The following is a 21033-nucleotide window of genomic DNA, read 5'->3' on the forward strand; positions in this document are numbered from 1 at the left end:
CCGTCTCCTGGCCTATGCGGCTCCTACAGGCGGCCGCCTTTCGGCCGGCGCCGCTCCGACAGACCGCCGTCTCCTGGCCTATGCGGCTCCGACAGGCGGCCGCCTTTCGGCCGGCGCCGCTCCGACAGACCGCCGTCTCCTGGCCTATGCGGCTCCGACAGCCCGCCGTCACGCGGCCGATGCGGCTACGACAGCGCCGTCAGGCCCGGCGCGAACGCGATCAGCAGGGGCACCAGCGGCACCAGCGCGGCCGTCGTGGTGGTCAGGGCCCGGTGCCGGCGGCCCAGCCGGGGCGGCGGTTCCAGGAGCCGGTCGACCCGCTCGCCCAGCAGGCGGTGGCTGGAGGCGCAGGAAAGGACACCGCGGTGCTGGTTGAGCTCGATCAGGGCCAGGGCCGTGGTCAGGTGGCCGCAGCGGCGGGAGGCCGTGTCGTCGGCGGCCAGTTCGACCAGGCGGTGGGTCTGGTCGCAGAAGTGGGCGAACAGCGGGATGCGGGGGAAGCCGGTGGCCAGGGCGGTGGACAGGTGCAGCAACCAGTCGTGGCGGGCGCGGGCGTGGCCCCGCTCGTGGGTGAGGACGGCGTCGAGCTGGTGGCCGGTCAGACGGTGCAGGGCGCCCGTGGTGACGATCAGCTGGGGCGGGTGGCCGGGCATCCACCAGGCGTCCGGGTACTCGTCCTCCAGGACCAGCAGCGGACCCCGGGCCGCGGGCAGGCCGGCCGGCAGGTCGGGGGCGCGCTCACGCAGATGGGCCCGGGCCCGGGCCCGGCGTCGCCGCGCCTCGACGAGTTCCCGGGCGAGCATCGCGGTGGTCCAGGCGGCGCCGCAGGCCAGCAGCAGGGTGAGCGCGGCGGCCCACGGCGGTGCGGCGGACAGGTCGTACGCCGCGGTCACCGCCGGGGGTGCCGGCGCGAAGAGCTGCGCGCGGACGGTGCCGAAGACGGCGGCGGCGCCCAGGGAGAGCGCCGTCACGCACGCCAGCAGGACGGTGGCGACGAGGCATTGCCATACCCACAGCGCGACCACCGGTTCCCGCTCGGGCCACGACGCCCGGGTCAGCGCACGGGGAACGGGGACGGCGGCCGTCACGGCGACGGCGCTCAGCAGGAGCAGGCAGACGGTCATGGCCACGGGCTCCGGTTCCTCGTCACAAGAGGGGCGGCTACGGATCGTGCGGGGGAGGGCGGTCGCCGAGCGCACCGATGGCCACGACGAGCGTGGCGGACGTGCGGGCACACCGCCCCGCGCCCAGTATGACGGGCCGGGCGGTGTGCGTCAGGGGTCGAACGACATCCGAACGGGACGAGCACCGACGGAGGGAACCGGAAAGGACGCCGGCCGACTGTCCCCCGGCCGGTTCCGAGGACTCGGACCGTCGCCGGACGGGACGAGGCCCCACCCGGACTCAGCCCTGGACCACCCGCCCGGTCACCTCGCCGAGCCCCACCCGCACACCGTCGGGTCCCGGGGCCCAGGCCGTAAGGGTCACCTCGTCGCCGTCCTCCAGGAACGTGCGCTTGCCGTCGGGGAGTTCGAGCGGATCGCGGCCGTTCCAGGTCAGCTCCAGCAGGGAGCCGCGCTCCCGTTCCGCCGGGCCGCTGACCGTGCCGGAGCCGTAGAGGTCGCCGGTGCGCAGGGAGGCGCCGTTGACGGTCATGTGGGCCAGCTGCTGGGCGGCCGTCCAGTACATCGTGGAGAAGGGGGGCTCGGAGACGACGTGGCCGTTGACGGCGACGCTGATCCGCAGGTCGTAGCCGCCGGGTTCCTCGTCGCTGTCGTCCAGGTACGGCAGCAGCTCGTGCGTCCGGGCCGGAGGCGCCACGAGAGCCTCCTCCAGGGCGTCCAGCGGGGTGATCCACGCCGACACCGACGTGGCGAAGGACTTGCCGAGGAACGGGCCGAGGGGCACGTACTCCCAGGCCTGGATGTCGCGCGCGGACCAGTCGTTGAGCAGGCACAGCCCGAACACGTGCTCGCGGAAGTCGCCGAGGGCCACCGGCGCGCCCATCCGGGAGGGCACGCCGACGACGAAACCGACCTCGGCCTCGATGTCCAGGCGGACGGACGGCCCGAACACGGGAGCGGCGTCGGCGGGGGCCTTGCGCTGGCCGGACGGCCGCGGGACCTCCGTGCCGGAGACGACGACCGTGCCGGAGCGGCCGTGGTAGCCGATGGGCAGGTGCTTCCAGTTGGGGGTGAGGGAGTCCTCGGCGTCGGGCCGGAACATCTGCCCGACGTTCCGGGCGTGGTTCTCGGAGGCGTAGAAGTCGACGTAGTCCGCGACCTCGAACGGCAGGTGCAGGGTCACCGACGACAGGGGGTGGAACAGCGGTGCGACGGTCTCGCGGTGGGACGGCACGGTCACCCAGGCGGTCAGCGCCCGGCGGACGTCCGACCAGGCCGTGCGGCCGGCGGCCAGCAGCGGGTTGAGGGTCGGCTGCGCGAGCAGGGAGGCGTACGGCGAACCGAGCGCGTGGGCCGCGGCGCCCGCGTCCAGCACGTGGTCGCCGAGCCGGACGCCCACGGTCCGGTGGGACGAGCCGGGCAGGGAGAACACGCCGTACGGCAGGTTGTGCGGGCCGAAGGGGTCGCCCTCGGGGACATCGAAGGGGGGCATCGGGTGCTGCCTCGCTTTCGGGTGTGCCATGTCGTCGCCACGTGTTCGTGGTCGTACCACACGTTACGGGTGACGCGCCGGTCCTGGGCAGAGTCCGAGGAGGCGGAGCCGGGCGAACGGGGCAGGTGGGCCCGGGTGGGACCGGACGGGGCGACTCCGGCGCGGCGGACGGGACGTCACATTCGTGCGTGCCGGAAGTTATCCACAGGACGCGACGCAATCTTGACGGAGCGGTGCGAACGGGGCGACTCTGGGCGGGTGCCGGAAGGCCTCGGGGAGGGGGCTTTCCCACGGCACATCTGGGGGGCGGATGGCCATAGGGGAGGCCGGTCCGGGTTCGGTACGGCGTGGTGCACAGCCGAAGCGGCTGGAAGAGACCATGCGCGTCCGGCTCGGCCGGGAATGTGTGTACGTACCGTCGTGCCGCTTCGGGCTGTACGTGGCGCTGCGCCACTGGTGCCCACCCGGCGGACGGGTGCTGATGTCGCCGGTCAACGACGACGTGATCTTCTTCGTCGTGCTCGCGGCCGGACTGCGACCGGTACAGGCGCCGTTGAACCCGCTCGACGCGTCCATCGACATCGATGCCGTGCCGGACGAGGTGTGGGGCTCGGTGTCGGCCGTGCTCACGACGAACCTGTACGGGAACCCGGACCCGGCGCCGCGCCTCAGGCAGAAGTGCGACGCACTGGGGATCCCGCTGTTCGAGGACGGGGCGCACGCCATCGGCAGCCGGGTGGGGGACCGGCCGGTCGGCGCGTGGGGCGAGGCATCCGTGTTCAGCCTGTCCAAGCACGTCGGCGCCAAGGCCGGAGGCATGCTCTCGCTCGCCGATCCGGGGTTACGGGAGGCGGTGGAGAAGACCTGCGAGGGACTGCTCGCGCCACGCCGGGCGAGCGCCGAACTCGCCTATCTGCTCCGGCCGTACGCGGAGGCGGCGGTGCGCGGGCTGCGGCTGCGGCGCGCCGCCTGGGCCGCGATCCGGTTGCTGGGGCTGGCGGACCGCGAGGAGATCCGGATGCCGCTGCGCCCGGACGAACTCGCCCTCGCCGCCCGCCACACGCCCGGGCTCGACGCCCACCACCCGTGGGTGCGCGTCGACATGCACGACTACCGCCTGAAGCCCGGTCGGCTGAGGCTGCGGCGCATCGGCCACAAGCTCGACCGGCTGGACGACGTGCTGGATGCCTGCCGGGCGGGCACGGAACTGCTGCTGTCCACCCCCTGGGCGAAGCCGCGCGACGGCCACGGGACGCAGCCGCTGTTCCGAGTGCCGCTGTTCGTGGCCGACCGGGACGCGGCGGTGGCGGCGCTGGCGCGACAGGGCATCGTCGTCGGCTATCTCTACGACCCGCCTCTGGACGACTACGCGGGTGCGGAGTTCACCGACCCCTCACCGGCCCCCGAGGCCGCCCGCTGGTTCGCGCGGCACGCGCTGCCCGTGGACCCGCTGCGGGCGCGGACGGCCATCGAGGTGCTGGAGCGGTCAGGGGCGCAACCGGCCCCGGCACCGGGAGAGCCGCCCGACGACCGGCCGACACCGGGAGGGCTGGGACGCTCCCGTGGCTGAGATCCAGGTGCACGAGCCCGCCGCCGCGCGTACCGACGGCGGCGGGCCGAAGCCTGCCGACAGCGACCTCACCCACGACTCGCTGTTCAAGAACGCCTACTTCCTCATGCTCAGCACCGGCGTCTCGGCCGTGCTGGGCCTGGGGTTCTGGCTGGTGGCCGCCCGCTACTACACGGAGGAGGCCGTCGGCCAGGGCTCGGCCGCGATCGCAGCCATGCGGCTGCTCGCCAGCATCACGGCGACGACGATGATCGGCGCCGTCGTCCGCTTCGTCCCGCGCGCGGGACGCGAGACCGGACGGCTGGTGTGGGGCACGTACGTGGCCAGTTCGCTGGTCGTGGCGCTCGCCGCCGCCGTCTTCCTGCTCACGCTCGACGCGTGGGGAGCGTCCTACGCCCCTCTGGGCACGCCCATGGCGGGCGCGGTGTTCGTCGCGGCCTGCGTGGCCTGGGCGTTGCTCACCCTCCAGGACGGGGTGCTCACCGGGCTGCGCAAGGCGGAGTGGGTGCCCGCCGGGAACGCCGTCTTCTCGGTCGGGAAGCTGGCCCTCCTGGCCGTCTTCGCCGGCACGCTGCCGGTCCTCGGCATCTTCGTCTCCTGGGCGGTGGCGATCGCCTTCTCCACCCTGCCGCTGGGCTGGCTGATCTTCCGTCGGCTCATCCCGCGCCAGGCGGCGGCCGACCGTGACAAGGAACCCCCGAAGATCCGGGACATGGGCCGCTTCCTGGCCGGGGACTCGCTGGGCGCCCTGTTCAGCCTCGCGATGATCAACCTGCTGCCGGTGATGGTCGCGGTCCGCTTCAGCGCCGCCGAGAACGGCTACTTCTACGTGGCCTACACCGTCGGCGGCACGATGGAGTTCATGGCCATCAACATGGCCTCGTCGCTCACCGCGCACGCCTCGCACGACCCGCGCCAGCTCGCCGACGGCGTCCGGGGCGCCCTGCGGCGCATGACACTGCTGCTGGTCCCGGTCGTGGCCGTGCTGGTCGTCTTCGCCCCGCAGATCCTCACGCCCTTCAGCCCGGACTACGCCGAGCACGGCTCGACCGTGCTGCGGCTGCTCGCCCTGGGCGCACTGCCGCGGGTGGTGGTGGAGCTCTACATCGGCGTACTGCGCGTCCAGGGGCGCACGGGTGTGCTGGCCGCGCTCCAAGGGGCCATGTGCGCCCTGGTGCTGGGCAGTGCGGCCATGTTGTTCACCCCGTCCGGGATCGCAGGCGCCGGCTGGGCGGTGCTGCTGAGCATGACGCTGATCGCCGTCGTCTCCATGGCCGGACTGCGCGCGGCCCTGCGCCACGACGACAGCACCCCCGCCGTGCGTCCACCGGCCGGCCCCGCCTACGGCACCCACTGGGCGAAACTCAACGCCACCGCCGGATACGGCACGACCTGGGCCCGCCGGGCCGCCTACCAGTCCAAGGACGGCGACCAGGACACGGTCACGCTGTTCATCGGGCGCCCCGGGTACGAGCGCGAGGCGCTGCAGGCCGACACACTGGCGCTCATCGTGCGGCCGGACGGACCGACCGGGGAACCATCGCCCCCCGAGCCGGGGGAACCGGACCCTGAGCCACCGGAGCGCCGCCTGAGGGGTGCCCTGTGGAGCCTGCTCGGTGTCGCCGTCGTCTTCTTCTGGGCCCCGCTGCGGGACCTGCCGTGGCTCGACCGGGCGTCCGAAGCGGCCCTGACCGGCCGTCAGTTGCTGGGGGGCCTGCCCCTGCCGTCGCTCACCGCGGGCGGCCTGCTGCTCGTGGTGTTCGTCGCCGCCGTCACGCTGAGCACCCGGCGCGACCCGTGGTTGCCCGGCACGGCACTGTGCGCCGTCCTGTGCGCCCTGTACGCCGCACCGGTCGCCCTCGGACGGGAACCGGGGCCGGTGCACGGGGCGTTGTACGAGAAGACGGCCGGCTTCCTGGCGGACGCGGTGGGGCTCGACGGGCCCGAGCCGCTGCTGCGCTGGGCGCCGCCGGTCTGCCAGCTGCTGTGTCTCGTACCGCTGGGGCTGCTGCTCGCGAGCGCGGGCGCGCGGCTGACGTGGCCGGGGCGCTGGGGGGTTCTGTATCTCGTCGCGGTCGGCGGCTGGGTGTGGCGCGACGCGCTCGCACCCCTCGCGCCGCCCCTGCTCGTCGCCCTCACGCTGCTCCTGCTGCTCCACCGCGCCGCGTCGGCGTGGGCGCGCTCCCGCACCACGGCCTCAACCGGCCCCCTGGCCCACCGAACGGCCGACGGACCAACGACCGGCCGGCCCCGCGACTGATCACACCCGAAGCCGAACCGAAAGCCGAACCGAAGCCGAAAGCCGAAAGCCGAACCGAAGCCGAAAGCCGAACCGAAGCCGAGACCGAACCGAGCTCAGGCCCCACCGGAGCCGCACAGAGCCGAAGAGAGCAACAGCCAGGGGGGAACCACCGTGCGTCCGCCAGTCACACCGAGGGAGAGATCCACGCCGGAACCCACACCCGCACGGGACGGCGCGAACACCCCCGCCGGCGGCCCCGAGACGGCCAGCCAGTCCTCCAGCCCCTCCTCCTCGGAGTCGTCCAGCCCCGCCCATGAGCCCGTGACGGATCTGTCCGACCTGCCCCCGGCCCGGTCCGGGCGCAGCGCACTGGCCTGGCCCGCTGTTCCGCTGCTCGTCGCGCTCGCGCTCTGGGCGTACGCCGTGCGGCACACCGACGTCTCCCGGCTCGACGACTACGGTCTGGTCAGCGCGCTGCACCCGACGTTCTGGGCGGGGCTCGCGGTGCTCACCACCGGCTTCTGGTTCACGGTCCGCGACGCGCGCCGCCCGGCGGCCTGGTCGGCGGCGTACGTGCTGGGTCTGCTGGTGATGGAGCGGGCCACCCAGGCCGTGCTCTACCCGACCCCGCTGTACGCGTGGGCGTGGAAGCACGAAGCGGTCATCGACCATCTGCTGACGGCCGGCGGTCTGCAGACGGCCGATCAGGTCGGGGACATGGCGGTGTACGACCAGTGGCCGGGCTTCTTCGCCGCCCAGGCCGCCCTGCAGCGGCTGCTGGGCGTGGACTCGACGGCGATGTTCATGGCCTGGTGGCCTCTGGTCTCCAGCCTGATGCTGCTGCTCCCGCTGCTGCTGATCTACCGCACCTTCACCGAGGACCGGCGGCTGATCTGGACCTCGGTCTGGCTCTTCTACGTCGCCAACTGGGTCGGCCAGGACTACTTCTCCCCCCAGTCCGTGGCGTACGCGCTGCATGTGGGTGTGCTCGCGGTCGTCCTGCGGCGCTTCGGCCGGTCCGCCGTGCGGCGCGGACAGCCGCGGCAGGCGGTGTGGACGGTGGTGATCACCGTCATGATCGTGGCGATCGTCATCTCCCACCAGCTCACCCCGGGCATGCTGGTCGTCTGCCTGCTCGCCCTGTGCCTGAGCCGCCGCTACCGCGACTGGGTCCCGGTCGTCACGACCGTCGTGATCTTCCTGGCCTGGTGCCTCACGGCCGCGCTGCCGTTCCTGTCCGCCGCGATGCCGGACATGATCCGCTCCATCGGCGATGTCGGCGCCAACGTCGAGACGGGCTACGGCGCCACCCCGACCGGCACCGGGGCGATCGCGACGTCCTGGGCGGCCCGGCTGCTGTCCGGTTCGGTCCTGCTGCTCGCGGCCGTCGGCGTGTGGCGCCAGCGGGTGCTGCGCCACCGCGCCCGGCCCCTGCTGCTGGTCGCGGCGGCCCCGCTGCCGATGTTCGCGGCGAGCAGCTACGGCAGCGAGATGATCTTCCGGGTGCTGCTGTTCATGCTGCCCGGGGCGGCCTTCTTCGCCGCCGCGGCACTGCTGCCCAAGGTCCGCACACTGGCCGCCGACGCCGCAGCGCAGGGGACCGGCGACCGGCAGGCCACCGGCACCGCCAAGGCCCGCCGGTGGGGCATCGGCACCTGGGTGCCGCTGGCCGCGCTGCTCGGCGGAACCCTGGCGTTCGTCCCCGCCTACTCCGGCAAGGACCGGATCAACTACTTCCCGCCCCAGGAAGTGGCCCTCGTAAGGCAGCTCTTCGACCAGGCACCCGACGGCTCGCTGGTCGTGGCGGCCAACCGCAACTACCCCGACGCGTACGCCGAGTACTGGAGCGTCGACCACTACTGGTTCCTCGACGACGGCCGCGGTCACGTCGACCAGATCGTCAAGAGCCCCGCCGCGACTCTCGCGCGGGACATGGCCGGCGTGGAGCGGCCCGCCCGGGCCTACTTCCTGCTCACCCAAGGACAGGTGGCCAATTCCGAGATGAACGGGCAGCTCGACCACGCGCAGCTGCAGCGCATCCAGAAGTCCGTCGCCGCATCGCCGAGGTTCCGGCTCGTGGCGGAGAACAGCGCCGGATGGCTTTACGTACTGAAGCAGTCAGAGGGAGCGGAGCGATGACACCGCAGGAACTCGTGGTCCGCATGCTGCCCCCGTTCGGCGGCTGGCTGGCGCTGGCGGCGCTCGCCCTGCCCGGCGGATCACCGCTGCGCGGCGCCGCGGTCGTGCTCTTCCTGGCGGCCGGGCCGGGCGCGGCCGTGGTCAGAGTCTGCGCCCCCGCCCTGGGAGCACGGCCCGCCGAGGGGCCCGTGGAGCGCCGGGACCCGGACTTCGCCCGCCACTCCGACCTGCTGGAACGGCTGATGCTGACGCTGTTCCTGAGCATCGGCGCCGTGATGCTCGTCGCGACCGTGCTGATCGCCACGCACACCTTCAGCGCGCAGCGGGTGCTGCTGACGCTGACGCTGCTGACCACACTCACCGCGTTCTGCCCGCCGCTGCGCGCCTCCCCGCAGCCGAGGACGACACCGAGGACACCGAAGGGTTCCGCTCAGTGAGGTTCAACCGCCCCCACCGTCCCTTTCGCCGCACGCCGAGCACGACCGGAGGACAGCACCGAAAAGATCCGCACCAGGCGCAGGCCGCCGGCCCGTTGGCATCGAGCCGCCGCCGACTGCTGATCACGTCCGCCACAGTCGTCAGCGCGGTCCTGGTAGCCGTACTCGCCCTGCGGAACGCCTCCGGACCGCAGGAGCAGGGAGCAGCCGGGTCCCGGGCGGACTGCCGCCCGACAGCCCTTCTGGAACCGCCCTGCGGCGCCTGGTTCGGGGCGTTCGTGCCGCACGAGCGTGACGATCTGCCGGAGAAGGTGCGCGCCTACGAGAAGCACGTGGGCCGGAAGCTGGACATCGTGTACACGTACCACGACATGTCCCTGCCCTCGGGCACCCGGCGGGAGGGCCGGCTGCTCACCCCGGAGGAGCGGCGCGTCGGCGAGGACCGCCTGCTGCTGCTCTCCTGGGAGAGCAAGTGGTGGGGCGGCACGAAGCGGCAGCAGCCGACCTGGAAGCAGATCGCGGCCGGCGAGCTGGACGACAGGGTGATCGACGTCCAGGCCCGGCGCATCAAGGACTACGGCAAGAAGGTGTTCCTCTCCTTCGACCTGGAGATGGACACCCGCACCCCGGCGAGCGGCACTCCCGGCGACTACGTGAAGGCCTACCGGCACATCCACGACCGGTTCCGCGCCCTGGGCGTGGACAACGTGGTGTGGACGTGGATCACCACCGGATACCTCGACCACGCCGACGAGATGGAGAAGATGTACCCGGGCGACGACTACGTCGACTGGATCGGCTACAACCAGTACAACTACTACCGCTGTCACGACGCGGGCTGGCTGACCTTCGCGCAGACGCAGCACGCCACGCACGACTGGATCCGCGCGAACATCTCCGACGACAAGCCGCTGATGCTCTCCGAGTTCGGCACCGCTGCGGACGCGAACCGCCCGCAGCGGCAGGCCGAGTGGTACGCGCAGGTGCCCGGGGTGCTGAAGGGCCTGGACGGCGTCAAGGCCGCCCTCCAGTGGAACTACCGCGACCCCGGACCGCACTGCGACCTCGCGGTGGCGAACGGCGCGGCCTGGGACAGCCTGCGCAAGGCCGTCTCCGACCCGTACCTCAACCAGCCGCTGCGGTGACCCCCGCCGGGGTCAGCCGGCGAACTCGGGCCCGTGGAGCACGGCACGGGCCCGCCGGTACCACCGCCACGCGATGGTCTTCGGCCCGTCCCGGTACGGCGCGACCCGCGCGCCCGCCCCGGCGAGCCAGCCCTCGACATCGGCGACGGTGTGGGTACGCCGGACGATGAGCCGCGCGATGCGGTACCGCTCGTCGCGGTCGGAGCTGAGCGCGTGCCGCACGGCGGTCGCCGTCTCGTAGCCCGCCCGGGCCGACATGGCCCGTACCCGGGGGCTGTTGTAGCCGTGCGGGTAGGCGAGGTGCCGGATCTCGTGCCCGAGGGCGTCCTCCAGCACGGCCTTGGAGGTGCGCAGTTCGTACGCCAGGGCCTTGGCGGACAGGGTGTCGAGCTGCGCGTGCGTCACGGTGTGACTGCCGATCTCCATGCCGGAACGTTCCAGCTCCGCCGCGCCGGCCAGGCTCATCATCGGGGCGGGCGGCAGCAGACTGCGGCCGCCCGGGGCGATGGCGCCGGTGGTCAGGTAGGCGGTGGCGGGCAGCGCGCGTTCGGCCAGGGCCTCGGCGGTGGGGCCGGGCAGATCGGCGAACCCGTCGTCGAAGGTGAGCAGCACGGGCCGGGGCGGCAGCGGCGCCCGGCCGGCCAGATGATCGGCGACCGCGCTGATCGTGACGGGCGTACGCCCGCTGCGGACCACGGCGTCGAGGTGCGCGGCGAACTGCTTCGGCGTGACCGTGAACTCGGCGATCCAGTCCGGCGGATCGTCCATCACGGAGTGGTACAGGAACACGGGGACGGCGGGAGTGCCTGCGGCGGGGGGCGGGCCTATCGGCCCCTCGCCCTCCTGCGCACCCCGCTCCGCCCGGCCTCTGCCGTCCGTCCTCATCTCGCCCCCCGGGCCGTCTTCTCACGAGCGGCCGCGCGCAGCGCACGCCGCGCCTTCACATAGCCCACCGGCCCGTACAGCATCCCCCTGCGCTGCAGCCGCGACAGCCGCCGCGGCCAGGGATGCGTGCGGGCGTCGTGGTCGCCCGGCGTGCCGGGGCCGTCCGCCCCGTCCGCCCCGTCCGTCTCGCGTACCGCCGTCAGCGTGCGCGCGTGGGCGAGGCCGCGGGGCAGCCTCGCGAGGAACGCCGGCAACAGTGCGGGCCGGTTCACGAGCACCGCGGTGAGGTAGGCGGTGAGCCCGGCGCCGTAGCCGTAGGCCTGGGTCTCCAGGTCCCGCCAGGTCTCCCGGTGGTGGTGCCACACCAGGGCGTACGGCGTGTAGCGCAGCCGGTGCCCCTGGGCCAGGACGCGCACGAAGCCGTAGAGGTCGTCGCCGCCCCGGGCCGCCGTCCCGGCACCGGTGGCCGGGTCGAATCCGCCGACGGAACGCAGCACCGCCGTGCGGAACGCCATGTTCGCGCCCGAGCCGAACCGCCCGGCCGTGAACGGGAACAGCGGCTCGTCGCCCGGCGGGCGCGCCGGGTCGTACGTCCTTGGAGTGAAGCCTTTCGCGAAGCCGCCGTGGCTCTCCAGCAGCACCTGGGCCGGGGTGGTCAGCCGCGCGGGCAGGATCAGCCCGGTGCCGCACCCGAGCCCGGGGTCGGCGGCGAAGGGCGCGGTCAGCTCGGTCAGCCAGCGCGGATCGGCGACCACGTCGTCGTCGGTGAAGGCGACCACCTCGCCGCCGACGACGTCCAGCCCGGCGTTGTGGGCGGCTGCGAGCCCCGGAACGGGCTCACAGACGTACCGCACCCGCTCGGCGTACTTCCGCTCGACCAGCTCCCGTGTCTCGCCCGTGACGGGCGCGTTGTCGACGACGACGATCTCGAACCGCGGATGGTCCTGCGCCAGCAGCGAGTCCAGCGCCCGGGCCAGCTGCCCGGACCGCTCCCGAGTGGCGACGACGACGCTCGTGAACGGCGGCTCCCCGGCTTCGCCGAGGTCGGCGGGCCCGCATTCCGCCCGGGCCCGTTCCGCCAGCACGGCCCTCGGATCCGCCCCTTCCGGCACCCGCCCGAGCAGTGTCCCCACAGGCCGGCCGCCCCTCCTGACCAGCACGAACACCTCTCCGTGCGTCACGGGCGGGCTGCCCGGGCCGGGTCTGAGCACCGCCTCGTCACCGTCGAGGTCCAGCTCGGCGATCTGCACCGCCCCGATGTCCAGGAACCGCCGTATCTCCTCCTGCGCACGCTCCGAACGGGACATGCGCCCACCCCCCTCGTGTGTCAGGTTCGGCGCAGCCGAGCCGCGCCCTTGAGCGTCCGCGCGGCCAGCGACGCGAGCTGCGGCCTGCCGCGGACGAAGCTGTGCGCGCGGCGTGCCGGCTCGCGGCTCAGCCAGTGCAGCGCCGCGCCCACCCCCGGACGGGTCACCGCGCCCTCGTACACGGGCAGTTCGCCCGTCTTCAGCGCGTCCTTGTACTCGGCCGCGCCCCGCCCCAGGTCGAGCGTGCCGATGCCGGCGGCGGCCGCCGCCTCGGCCATGCGCAGGTGCAGCACCAGACCCGGCGAGAACTTCGCGAACTCCGGGTCGTAGGCCGGGAACCAGCAGGCGAGTACCGAGGCCGAACGCAGCCCGAAGTGCGCGGCGACGGGCCGCTCACCGGCGTACAGCACCGACAGCGTGCCACTGCACTCCGGCGCCCGGGTCCGGGCCAGCTGCCCGACGAGCCGGGTGATCCACTCCTGGGCGAACCGGTCCCGGCGCCCGGTCCGGCGGTACTGCGCGGACTTCCACTCCATGAGTGTGCGCAGCGCGGCCGGGGCACGTTCGTCGAAGACGAACCGCAGCTCACCGGCCTGCCGGCCCAGCCTGCGTTCCTTGGCCAGGGTCGTCTTCAGGAACTTCGGCGACTGCGCGCGCAGCACCGACTCGTACGTCTCGTAGCCCTTCTCCACGTCGATGACGTAGGTGGCGTGCTCCTCGGCCGCGTACCGGACGAACAGCCGCTGCTCGGCCTCCAGATTGTCGAAGGCGAAGCTCGACACCGAGCAGGCCTTCAGCAGTTCGCCCGTCCCGACGTCCAGGCCCGGCCGCAGGATCGCGCCCTGCGCGTCCGAGACGCCCAGCCCGATCGCCCGGCCCTGCCCCAACGGGCCCCGCTCATAGGGCAGGAAGCCGGCCGGCTCCGGCCCCTCGTACACCACCGCGACGCGGGCCCCCGGCCTGAACAGGCCGACGGCTTCGGTGAACTCCGGCTCCATGAAAGGGTTGCGCGGTGCCACCGAGGCGGCGCGCAGCGCACGCCAGCGCTCCCTCTCCCCTTCGCCGAGCTCCCCGGGCCCAGCCACGCGAATGCGTCCACTGCTCAACCCGACCCCCCGATCAAGTCCCCCCTGGACACTTGGAAGGTACCGCTCTATGCGGCCCCACGGGTAGGTAGCGGAGCATGTTGTTGCCAACTGGTGCAGAGGCCTTCAACCGGGCAATCGGCGACCGCCGTGCGATGAAACGAAGGGGCGCGCTGTCCGTATTCTCTGATCATGGCCGCACCCCTCGCATATTCACTCATCGCCACCGATCTGGACGGGACGCTGCTGCGCGGCGACGACACCCTGTCCGACCGGTCTCTCGCCGTGCTCGCGCGGGTGGCGGACGCCGGCGCCCAGCACCTCGTGGTGACGGGCCGGCCGGCGCCGAGAGTGCGGCCGCTCCTGGACGACCTCGCCTGCACGGGGCTCGCGGTGTGCGGGCAGGGCGCGCAGGTGTACGACGCCGGCGCGGACCGGCTGCTGTGGTCCATCACCCTGGACCGGGAGCTGGCGGAGACCGCCCTCGGCAAGATCGAGGCCGAGGTGGGGCAGGTCTATGCGGCCGTTGACCAGGACGGGGTGGACGGGCTCACGCTGATCGAGCCGGGCTATCTGATGCCGCACCCGACCTTGCCCGCGGTCCGGGTCGAGCGGCGCGAGGAGCTGTGGGGCGAGCCCATCAGCAAGGTGCTGCTGCGGCACCCCTACCTGACGGACGACGAGTTGGCGGCGACGGCCCGCTCGGTGGTCGGCTCACTGGCGACGGTGACGATGTCGGGGCCCGGCACGGTCGAGCTCCAGCCGTGCGGGGTCACCAAGGCGACGGGCCTGGCGCTGGCCGCCGAGCACCTGGGGCTGCGGCCGGCGGACACCATCGCCTTCGGCGACATGCCCAACGACATCCCGATGTTCGACTGGGCCGGCCACGGCGTCGCGATGGCCAACGCCCACCCCGAACTCAAGGCCGTGGCCGACGAGGTCACCCTGTCGAACGAGGACGACGGCATCGCCGTCGTCCTCGAGCGACTGCTGGGCGAGGCGGCTCAGTACGGGCCGTTGACGTTGTCGATCGAGCCGTAACGGTCGGCCGCGTAGTTGCAGGCCGCCGTGATGTTGGCGACCGGGTCGTACGGGTCGAAGGAGGTGCCGGGCACGTGGTAGGCGGCGAACGTCGGGTCGATCACCTGGAGCAGCCCCTTGGAGGGGGTGCCCGCGGCCGCGTTCGAGTCCCAGTTGTTGATCGCCAGGGGGTTGCCGGACGACTCCCGCATGATGTTGCGGTAGATGCCGTCGTAGGAGCCCGGGATGCCCCGCTGCGCCATGATGTCCAGCGACTCGCGGATCCACCCGTCGAGGTTGTTCGCGTAGGTCTTCGCGGACGCCTGGGTGGCCTGGGCGACACCGCCGGCGGGCTTCGCGGCCGGCTTGGCGGGGGCGGACGACTTGGTCGCCGTCTTCTTCGGCGCGACGGACTTCGTGGTCTTCACCTTGAGCTTCAGGCCCGGGTGGATCAGCTTCGGGTTGTCGCCGACGGCGGCGCGGTTGTCCTTGTAGAGCTGCTTCCAGCCGCCCCGGACGTCGTACTTGTCCGCGATGCGGGCGAGCGAGTCGCCCTTGGTCACGGTGTACGTCAGGGACTTGGCGGGCTGGGCCGCCCGGGGCACGGACTGTGCGGCGGCGGGGGCGCTCTGGGGTTCGGCGGCGCTCGCGTGCGTGGCGCCGAGGAGCGGAAGGGTCAGTGCGGCTCCGCCGGTGCCGACGGCGACGACGCCTCGGGTCAGCGGGTTGGTTCTGGGGCGACGGTGCTTGCCTCGTCCGGCCATGGCGATGTTCCTCTCCGGCGCCTGCGAGGTGAGCTGTCGGGTTCGGGCCGGGAGGTGCCCGGCCGCCTACGGCGCTGTGTGCCGTACGCGGCTTCACCCCGAGCCGTGCCGCTGTGCGGACCGGCGACTTACCTGGGTCCCCCGCTCCTGCCACGCGTGAGTGAGTTGGTTTCTGTGGGGAGTCCGGGCGGCGGCAGGATTAGGCGTCCGCCGGACAGGGCCGGAACGTATGCGAGAGCACATGTCGGGAACAAGCACCTCAGTCACATATCGCGCGGTTGACCTTGGTCGGGGGTGTTTGGGTGGCTTGATCCTTTGCGGGAGCCAAGGCTCAACTGGCTTTCGGGGGAAGGCGGTACGGGCCGGTGCGGAGGCGGGGCGGAAAAGGGGAAGGAGTGATTCAACTCACTGATCACGAGTCCGTGGGGCAATTTCCGCCAAAGGGAATTAATCGACTCATCACGGCAAATCGTGCATAACTCGCTACCCCTGGGTAAGTCGATAAATATCTGTTCTTATAGGTTGATCGAAAACATAGCGGTCGTGATCGGATACCACCCGGCCTGTAACCACGGGCGCTGGCGGTGATCGAAACGTGACCGGATACGCTGACTCGAGTGAGGGCAGCGACCTATCGACAATCCGCGTAAAGACCGGCAGACACAGCAGACAGGAGACCCCTCGTGACCGACGTCGGGCCGTTCGGGCTGAGCGTGCGGGACCAGGCTCTGGAAGCCGACGTCCAGGCCGGATTGACGGCTGTCGAGGAAGGCTTGCTCGAGGCCACCAAGAGTGAGGTGCCCTTCATCACGGAGGCCGCCCAGCACCTGGTGCGGGCCGGCGGCAAGCGGTTCCGCCCGCTGCTCGTGATGCTCTCCGCCCAGTTCGGTGACCGCCACGCGCCCGGGATCGTGCCGTCGGCCGTCGTCGTGGAGCTGACCCACCTCGCCACGCTCTACCACGACGACGTCATGGACGAGGCCGCCGTGCGCCGCGGAGTCGCGAGCGCGAACACCCGCTGGGGCAACTCCGTCGCGGTCCTCACCGGCGACTTCCTCTTCGCCCGCGCCTCGCACATCCTGGCCGACCTCGGCCCGGAGGCCGTCCGGGTGCAGGCCGAGGCGTTCGAGCGTCTGGTGACCGGCCAGATCCTGGAGACGGCCGGACCGCAGGACGGCCGCGACCCCGTCGAGCACTACCTGGACGTGCTGGGCGGCAAGACCGGTTCGCTCATCGCGGTGTCGTGCCGGTTCGGCGCGATGATGTCCGGCGCCGACGAGACCGTCGTGCACGTGCTGACCCAGTACGGCGAGCGGCTCGGCGTCGCCTTCCAGCTCGCGGATGACGTCCTCGACATCGCCTCCGACTCCCACGAGTCCGGCAAGACCCCCGGCACCGACCTGCGTGAGGGCATCCCCACGCTGCCGGTGCTCCGGCTGCGCGAGCGCGCGGCCCGGCTCGGGCTCGCCGAGGACATCGCCCTGTGCGAGCTGCTCGACTCCGACCTCACCGACGACGACCGGCACACCGAGGCCCTGCGCCTGCTGCGGGCCCACCCGGCGCTGGAGCAGGCCCGGCGGGACACCGTCCGCTACGCCCGGGACGCCCGTTCGGCGCTGGCACCGCTGCCCGAGTGCACCGCGAAGACGGCGCTCCAGGAGCTGTGCGACGCGGTGGTGCACCGGGCCGGCTAGCCCGTCCCTCCCGGCGACCCGGACCCCCTGACACCCCCTGCGACCCCTACGGGTCGGGGGAGAAGCCGCCCTCCCGTGTCATACCCCAGCAGTACGCGGAGTTGAGTCCGGGGTCTGACGTATCTCCCTGGCCGATTTGGTCAGATGGTGACCACGGAAAACACCACTCCTCACCCGTTCGGGTGAGAATGGCGGCTCAGGGACGAGTGCGTGGACGACACGGACAGCCGCCGCCGACCACGGAGGTAGGGCACACATGGCACCGTACGCATCCGACGACAGCACGACCGCCGGAGAGGTCGACGAGCAGCGCTCCGGGCGGCGCAAAGCCGCGCGGTACATCGTCCCGGTCACGGTGGTGGGGGTGGCCGCCGCGACGATCGGGCTGGTCCCCGCACTCGCCGACTCCGGTGACCCCGACCTCCCGAAGATCACCGCACAGCAGCTCATCGAGAAGATCGCCAAGTCGGACGTCCAGCAGCTGTCCGGCACGGTGAAGATCAGCACGGACCTCGGCCTGCCGGACCTCGGCGGCCTGGAGTCGGGTCTGCTGTCCGGCGCCGCGGGTCAGGGCGAGGGAGGCTCCTCCGCCGACCCGACGGCCAAGCTCACCGAACTGGCCTCCGGCACGCACACCCTGCGCGTCGCCGCCGACGGCCCGGACAAGCAGAAGCTGTCGCTGCTGGAGAACGCCGCCGAGTACAGCGTCATCCACAACGGCAAGGACGTCTGGGGCTACGACAGCAAGTCCAACGAGGTCTACCACGGCACCGCCTCCGAGAGCCCGGAGCGGGGCAAGGACCAGCAGCCGCCGGCCATGCCGAAGGACTTCGCCGAGGAGGCGCTGAAGGCGGTCGACGACACGACGTCCGTGACCGTGGACGGCACGGCCCAGGTCGCCGGCCGGGACGCCTACAAGCTCGTCGTCAAGCCCAAGCAGTCCGGCTCGACGGTCGGCGCGATCACCGTGGCCGTGGACGCGAAGACCGGCATGCCGCTGAAGTTCACGCTCACCCCGGCGAGCGGCGGCGCGGCCGTCGTCGACGCCGGCTTCACGAAGGTCGACTTCGCCAAGCCGGCCGCCTCGACCTTCGACTTCACCCCGCCCAAGGGCGCGAAGGTCACCGAGGAGAAGGACGCGGGCAAGACCTCGGGAGAGACCCCGCGCAAGGCTCCCGGCAAGTCCTTCGACCTGGGTGAGGCACCGGGTCACGCCCCCAAGGCCGGGAAGGACTTCGGCAAGGGCCTCGGCGGCCACGACGGCATGAAGACCATCGGCGAGGGCTGGACCGCCATAGCCACCTTCGACACCGGCGGCGAGGGCGTGCCCTCGGGCAAGGCCGGCGGCGAGTTCGGCGGCTTCATCGACTCGCTCGGCGACAAGGTCCACGGCAAGTTCGGCTCGGGCACGGTCTTCTCGACCCGCCTGGTCAACGCCCTCGTCACCGACGACGGCAAGGTCTACGCGGGCCTGGTCACCAAGGACGCGCTCGTGAAGGCGGCCGACGCCGGCAAGTGAGCCCCGTAGGCGTACGGGGCGTCGAGAGAACGAGGAAGCCGATGGGCGAGGTGTCCGCGGGGGAACCGGAGCAGCGGGAGGCGCGGGACCAGGCCGGGGAACCGGAGCTCGGGGAGGCGCGGGACCAGAGCGCGGAACCGGTCATCGCCACCCGCGCGCTCACCAAGCGCTACCGCGGCGGACAGCTCGCCGTCGACGGTCTCGACCTGACCGTCCCGGCAGGCAGCGTCTTCGGCTTCCTCGGCCCCAACGGCTCCGGCAAGACCACCACCATCCGCATGCTGATGGGTCTCATCGAGCCCACCTCCGGCACGGCCCGGGTGCTCGGGCAGCCCATGCCCCGCGCCACCCGCGCCGTGCTGCCGCACGTCGGCGCCCTCATCGAGGGCCCGGCCCTCTACGGCTTCCTCTCCGGCCGCGACAACCTGATCCGCTACGACAGCGCCGACCCGGCCGCCGATCCACGCACCCGGCGGGCCCGGGTCGCCGCCGCACTGGACCGGGTGGGCCTGACGGCCGCCGCGGGCAAGAAGGCCAAGGCGTACTCCCTGGGCATGAAACAGCGTCTGGGCCTCGCGGCCGCGCTGCTCCAGCCACGCCGGCTCCTCGTCCTCGACGAGCCCACCAACGGCCTCGACCCACAGGGCATGCGCGAGATCCGCACCCTCGTCCGGGAACTGGCCTCGGACGGCACGACCGTCTTCCTCTCCTCCCACCTCCTCGACGAGATCGAACAGGTCTGCACGCACGCGGCCGTGATGACGCAGGGCCGGCTGATCACGCAGGGCCCGGTCGCCGAGCTGTCCGCCGGGGCGCGCGGCCGGCTGGTCGTGACCACGCCGGACCCGGCGGAGGCGGCCCGGATCCTGAAGGAGCAGGGCGTCGCCGACGTCATCGTCGACGACGACCGGGTGACCGGCGAACCACCGGAGCGCGACCTCGCCGAGGTGAACGCCGCGCTGGTGACGGCCGGGGTCCGGGTGCGCGGCCTCACGGTCGAACGGGCCTCGCTGGAAGACGCGTTCGTGGCACTGACCGGGGAGGGCTTCGATGCCGCGGGCTGAGCCGAGCGCCCCTCAGGGGCGCGGGGAACTGCGCGACCGGCCACAGACGGCCCGCACGCGCCGCACCACCTTCCGTGCCACCCTGCTCCGCAACGAACTGCTCACCACGTTCCGCCGCTGGCGCACAGTGGCCCTGCTCGCGGTGCTGGCGGCCGTCCCCGTCCTCGTGGGCATCGCGGTGAAGATCGAGACCAGCGGCGGTTCCTCGGCCGGTCCCGGAGGCGGGGGCGGCGGACCCGCCTTCATCTCGCAGATCACCAACAACGGCCTGTTCCTCGTCTTCACCGCCCTGGCCGCCACGCTCCCGTTCTTCCTGCCCATGGCGGTCGGGGTCGTCGCGGGCGACGCGATCGCCGGCGAGGCCAACTCCGGCACGCTGCGGTACCTCCTGGTCGCCCCGGCCGGCCGCAGCCGCCTGCTGCTCACCAAGTTCGCGACGGTCGTCGTCTTCTGCCTGGCCGCCACGCTCGTGGTCGCCGTCTCGGCGCTGACGGTCGGGGCGCTGCTCTTCCCGCTGGGGGACCTGACGACCATCTCCGGTACGCGGATCGGCTTCGCCGAGGGCCTGGGCAGGGCGTTGCTGATCGCCCTGGCCGTCGCCGCGTCCCTGATCGGCGTCGCCGCGCTCGGCCTGTTCGTCTCGACGCTGACGGGCAGCGGCATCGCGGCGATGGCGACGACGGTCGGCCTGCTGATCACGGTCCAGATCCTCGACCAGATCCCGCAACTGCACGCGCTCCAGCCGTACTTCTTCTCCCACTACTGGCTGTCCTTCGCCGACCTCATGCGCGAGCCGGTCTACTGGGACGACCTGGCGAAGAACCTCGGCCTGCAGGCCCTGTACGCGGCGGTGTTCGGGTCGGCGGCGTGGGCGCGCTTCACGGCGAAGGACATCACCGCGTAGCGCTCAGTCCTCGTAAAGGAACCTGGCCAGGGGTGCCTCCTGCGCGAAGAAGGTCTTGGCGCGGGTCAGGGCGGCGTCGTCGTTCAGCACGTCACCGGGCTTGCTGCCGTTGCCGAGCAGCACTCCGCCGAAGCGCATCCCCATGTACGCCGCGGAGTTGTGGAGCGTCCCGACGAGCGGGTCGGCGACCACCTCCTGCGTGTGCGCCAGGGCGGTGACGCCCCACAGGGTGCGGCCGGCCAGGGTCGCCTTGAAGTCGAGGCCGGGCGTGCGCAGCCAGCCCGACCAGTAGTCCAGGTAGCGCTTGGTCTGCGCGGAGACCGAGTACCAGTACAGCGGCGAGACGATCACGATGTCCGTCGCCGCGAGCGTCGCGTCCAGCAGCCGGGCCACGTTGCCCTCGGTCGGGCGGACGTGGTCGCTGTCGTGCCGCAGGTCCTCGAAGTCCGGCACGGTGAGCTCGGTGAGGTCGACCCACTCCTGCTCGACGTCCGGTGGCAGTTGCTCGGCGGCCCGGCGGGCCAGCAGCTCGGAGTTGCCCTCGGCGCGAGCGCTGCCCAGGACGAAAAGGAAACGGCGGGTCATGGGGTGCCCCTCTGAAAACTCGGCGTAGTCAATTACACGCGTGTGCATCATATGCGT

17 protein-coding genes and 1 riboswitch are annotated in these 21033 nt (G+C 72.3%); of the genes, 10 read left to right on the plus strand and 7 right to left on the minus strand.

From position 1 onward, the window contains the following. Positions 1-185: 185 nt before the first annotated feature. Both ACFY5B_RS18140 and fahA read right to left on the minus strand, forming a co-directional pair. Positions 186-1124, minus strand: coding sequence for a M56 family metallopeptidase (locus ACFY5B_RS18140; RefSeq protein WP_389970827.1), 939 nt, complete (start codon positions 1122-1124; stop codon positions 186-188). Positions 1125-1404: 280 nt separating this feature from the next. Next, positions 1405-2616: a fumarylacetoacetase gene (fahA, locus tag ACFY5B_RS18145; protein WP_389970049.1), complete on the minus strand. Its 1212-nt coding sequence runs from the start codon at positions 2614-2616 to the stop codon at positions 1405-1407. Positions 2617-2926: 310 nt separating this feature from the next. On the opposite strand from fahA, the gene ACFY5B_RS18150 reads away from it, so the two are divergent. From ACFY5B_RS18150 to ACFY5B_RS18170, 5 genes are all read left to right on the plus strand, one after another. Further along, positions 2927-4186 (plus strand): DegT/DnrJ/EryC1/StrS family aminotransferase, encoded by a 1260-nt coding sequence (locus ACFY5B_RS18150; RefSeq protein WP_389970051.1) that lies wholly within the window; start codon positions 2927-2929, stop codon positions 4184-4186. Beyond that, on the plus strand, positions 4179-6446 hold the full coding sequence (locus tag ACFY5B_RS18155; RefSeq protein ID WP_389970053.1) for a lipopolysaccharide biosynthesis protein: 2268 nt from the start codon (positions 4179-4181) through the stop codon (positions 6444-6446). The genes ACFY5B_RS18150 and ACFY5B_RS18155 overlap by 8 nt, the downstream gene beginning before the upstream one ends. Before the next feature lie 303 nt (positions 6447-6749). Beyond that, positions 6750-8567, plus strand: coding sequence for a glycosyltransferase (locus tag ACFY5B_RS18160; RefSeq protein WP_389970055.1), 1818 nt, complete (start codon positions 6750-6752; stop codon positions 8565-8567). Next, positions 8564-9004 carry a hypothetical protein gene (locus tag ACFY5B_RS18165; RefSeq protein ID WP_389970057.1) on the plus strand — a complete coding sequence of 147 codons (441 nt, stop codon included), beginning with the start codon at positions 8564-8566 and terminating at the stop codon, positions 9002-9004. Before ACFY5B_RS18160 ends, ACFY5B_RS18165 begins: the two co-directional genes overlap by 4 nt. 95 nt (positions 9005-9099) lie before the next feature. Beyond that, positions 9100-10149, plus strand: a complete 1050-nt coding sequence (locus ACFY5B_RS18170) for a glycosyl hydrolase (protein ID WP_389970059.1) — start codon at positions 9100-9102, stop codon at positions 10147-10149. A gap of 12 nt (positions 10150-10161) precedes the next feature. Here the strand turns inward: ACFY5B_RS18170 and ACFY5B_RS18175 are convergent, their stop codons facing one another. From ACFY5B_RS18175 to ACFY5B_RS18185, 3 genes are all read right to left on the minus strand, one after another. Further along, positions 10162-10917 (minus strand): polysaccharide deacetylase family protein, encoded by a 756-nt coding sequence (locus ACFY5B_RS18175; protein WP_389970061.1) that lies wholly within the window; start codon positions 10915-10917, stop codon positions 10162-10164. A gap of 113 nt (positions 10918-11030) precedes the next feature. Continuing rightward, positions 11031-12341 carry a glycosyltransferase gene (locus ACFY5B_RS18180; protein WP_389970064.1) on the minus strand — a complete coding sequence of 437 codons (1311 nt, stop codon included), beginning with the start codon at positions 12339-12341 and terminating at the stop codon, positions 11031-11033. Between the two features lie 20 nt (positions 12342-12361). Continuing rightward, positions 12362-13432, minus strand: a complete 1071-nt coding sequence (locus tag ACFY5B_RS18185; protein WP_389970830.1) for a GNAT family N-acetyltransferase — start codon at positions 13430-13432, stop codon at positions 12362-12364. 186 nt (positions 13433-13618) lie between these two features. Between ACFY5B_RS18185 and ACFY5B_RS18190 the strand changes: the two genes are divergently transcribed. After that, positions 13619-14467: an HAD family hydrolase gene (locus tag ACFY5B_RS18190; RefSeq protein ID WP_389970067.1), complete on the plus strand. Its 849-nt coding sequence runs from the start codon at positions 13619-13621 to the stop codon at positions 14465-14467. Here ACFY5B_RS18190 and ACFY5B_RS18195 read toward each other — a convergent pair. Next, the gene (locus tag ACFY5B_RS18195) at positions 14431-15210 is read right to left on the minus strand and encodes a LysM peptidoglycan-binding domain-containing protein (protein WP_389970070.1); all 780 of its coding nucleotides are present in this window, start codon (positions 15208-15210) and stop codon (positions 14431-14433) included. The genes ACFY5B_RS18190 and ACFY5B_RS18195 overlap by 37 nt on opposite strands. Before the next feature lie 5 nt (positions 15211-15215). Further along, a riboswitch (cyclic di-AMP (ydaO/yuaA leader) is annotated at positions 15216-15391 on the minus strand. 502 nt (positions 15392-15893) lie between these two features. Between ACFY5B_RS18195 and ACFY5B_RS18200 the strand changes: the two genes are divergently transcribed. The 4 genes from ACFY5B_RS18200 (at position 15894) to ACFY5B_RS18215 (ending at position 20391) form a co-directional block, all read left to right on the plus strand. Further along, positions 15894-16904, plus strand: a complete 1011-nt coding sequence (locus ACFY5B_RS18200; RefSeq protein ID WP_389970073.1) for a polyprenyl synthetase family protein — start codon at positions 15894-15896, stop codon at positions 16902-16904. A gap of 256 nt (positions 16905-17160) precedes the next feature. Then, positions 17161-18423, plus strand: a complete 1263-nt coding sequence (locus ACFY5B_RS18205) for an outer membrane lipoprotein carrier protein LolA (protein ID WP_389970076.1) — start codon at positions 17161-17163, stop codon at positions 18421-18423. Between the two features lie 41 nt (positions 18424-18464). Continuing rightward, positions 18465-19487, plus strand: coding sequence for an ABC transporter ATP-binding protein (locus ACFY5B_RS18210; protein ID WP_389970079.1), 1023 nt, complete (start codon positions 18465-18467; stop codon positions 19485-19487). Further along, a complete protein-coding gene (locus ACFY5B_RS18215) occupies positions 19474-20391 on the plus strand; it encodes an ABC transporter permease (protein ID WP_389970082.1) in 918 nt (305 codons plus the stop codon). The genes ACFY5B_RS18210 and ACFY5B_RS18215 overlap by 14 nt, the downstream gene beginning before the upstream one ends. 3 nt (positions 20392-20394) lie before the next feature. Here ACFY5B_RS18215 and ACFY5B_RS18220 read toward each other — a convergent pair whose 3' ends face one another. Continuing rightward, positions 20395-20976, minus strand: coding sequence for a flavodoxin family protein (locus ACFY5B_RS18220; RefSeq protein WP_389970085.1), 582 nt, complete (start codon positions 20974-20976; stop codon positions 20395-20397). Positions 20977-21033 lie beyond the last annotated feature (57 nt).

This window comes from Streptomyces sp. NPDC013187 (assembly GCF_042899705.1).
Classification (GTDB): Bacteria; Actinomycetota; Actinomycetes; order Streptomycetales; family Streptomycetaceae; genus Streptomyces; species Streptomyces hawaiiensis_A.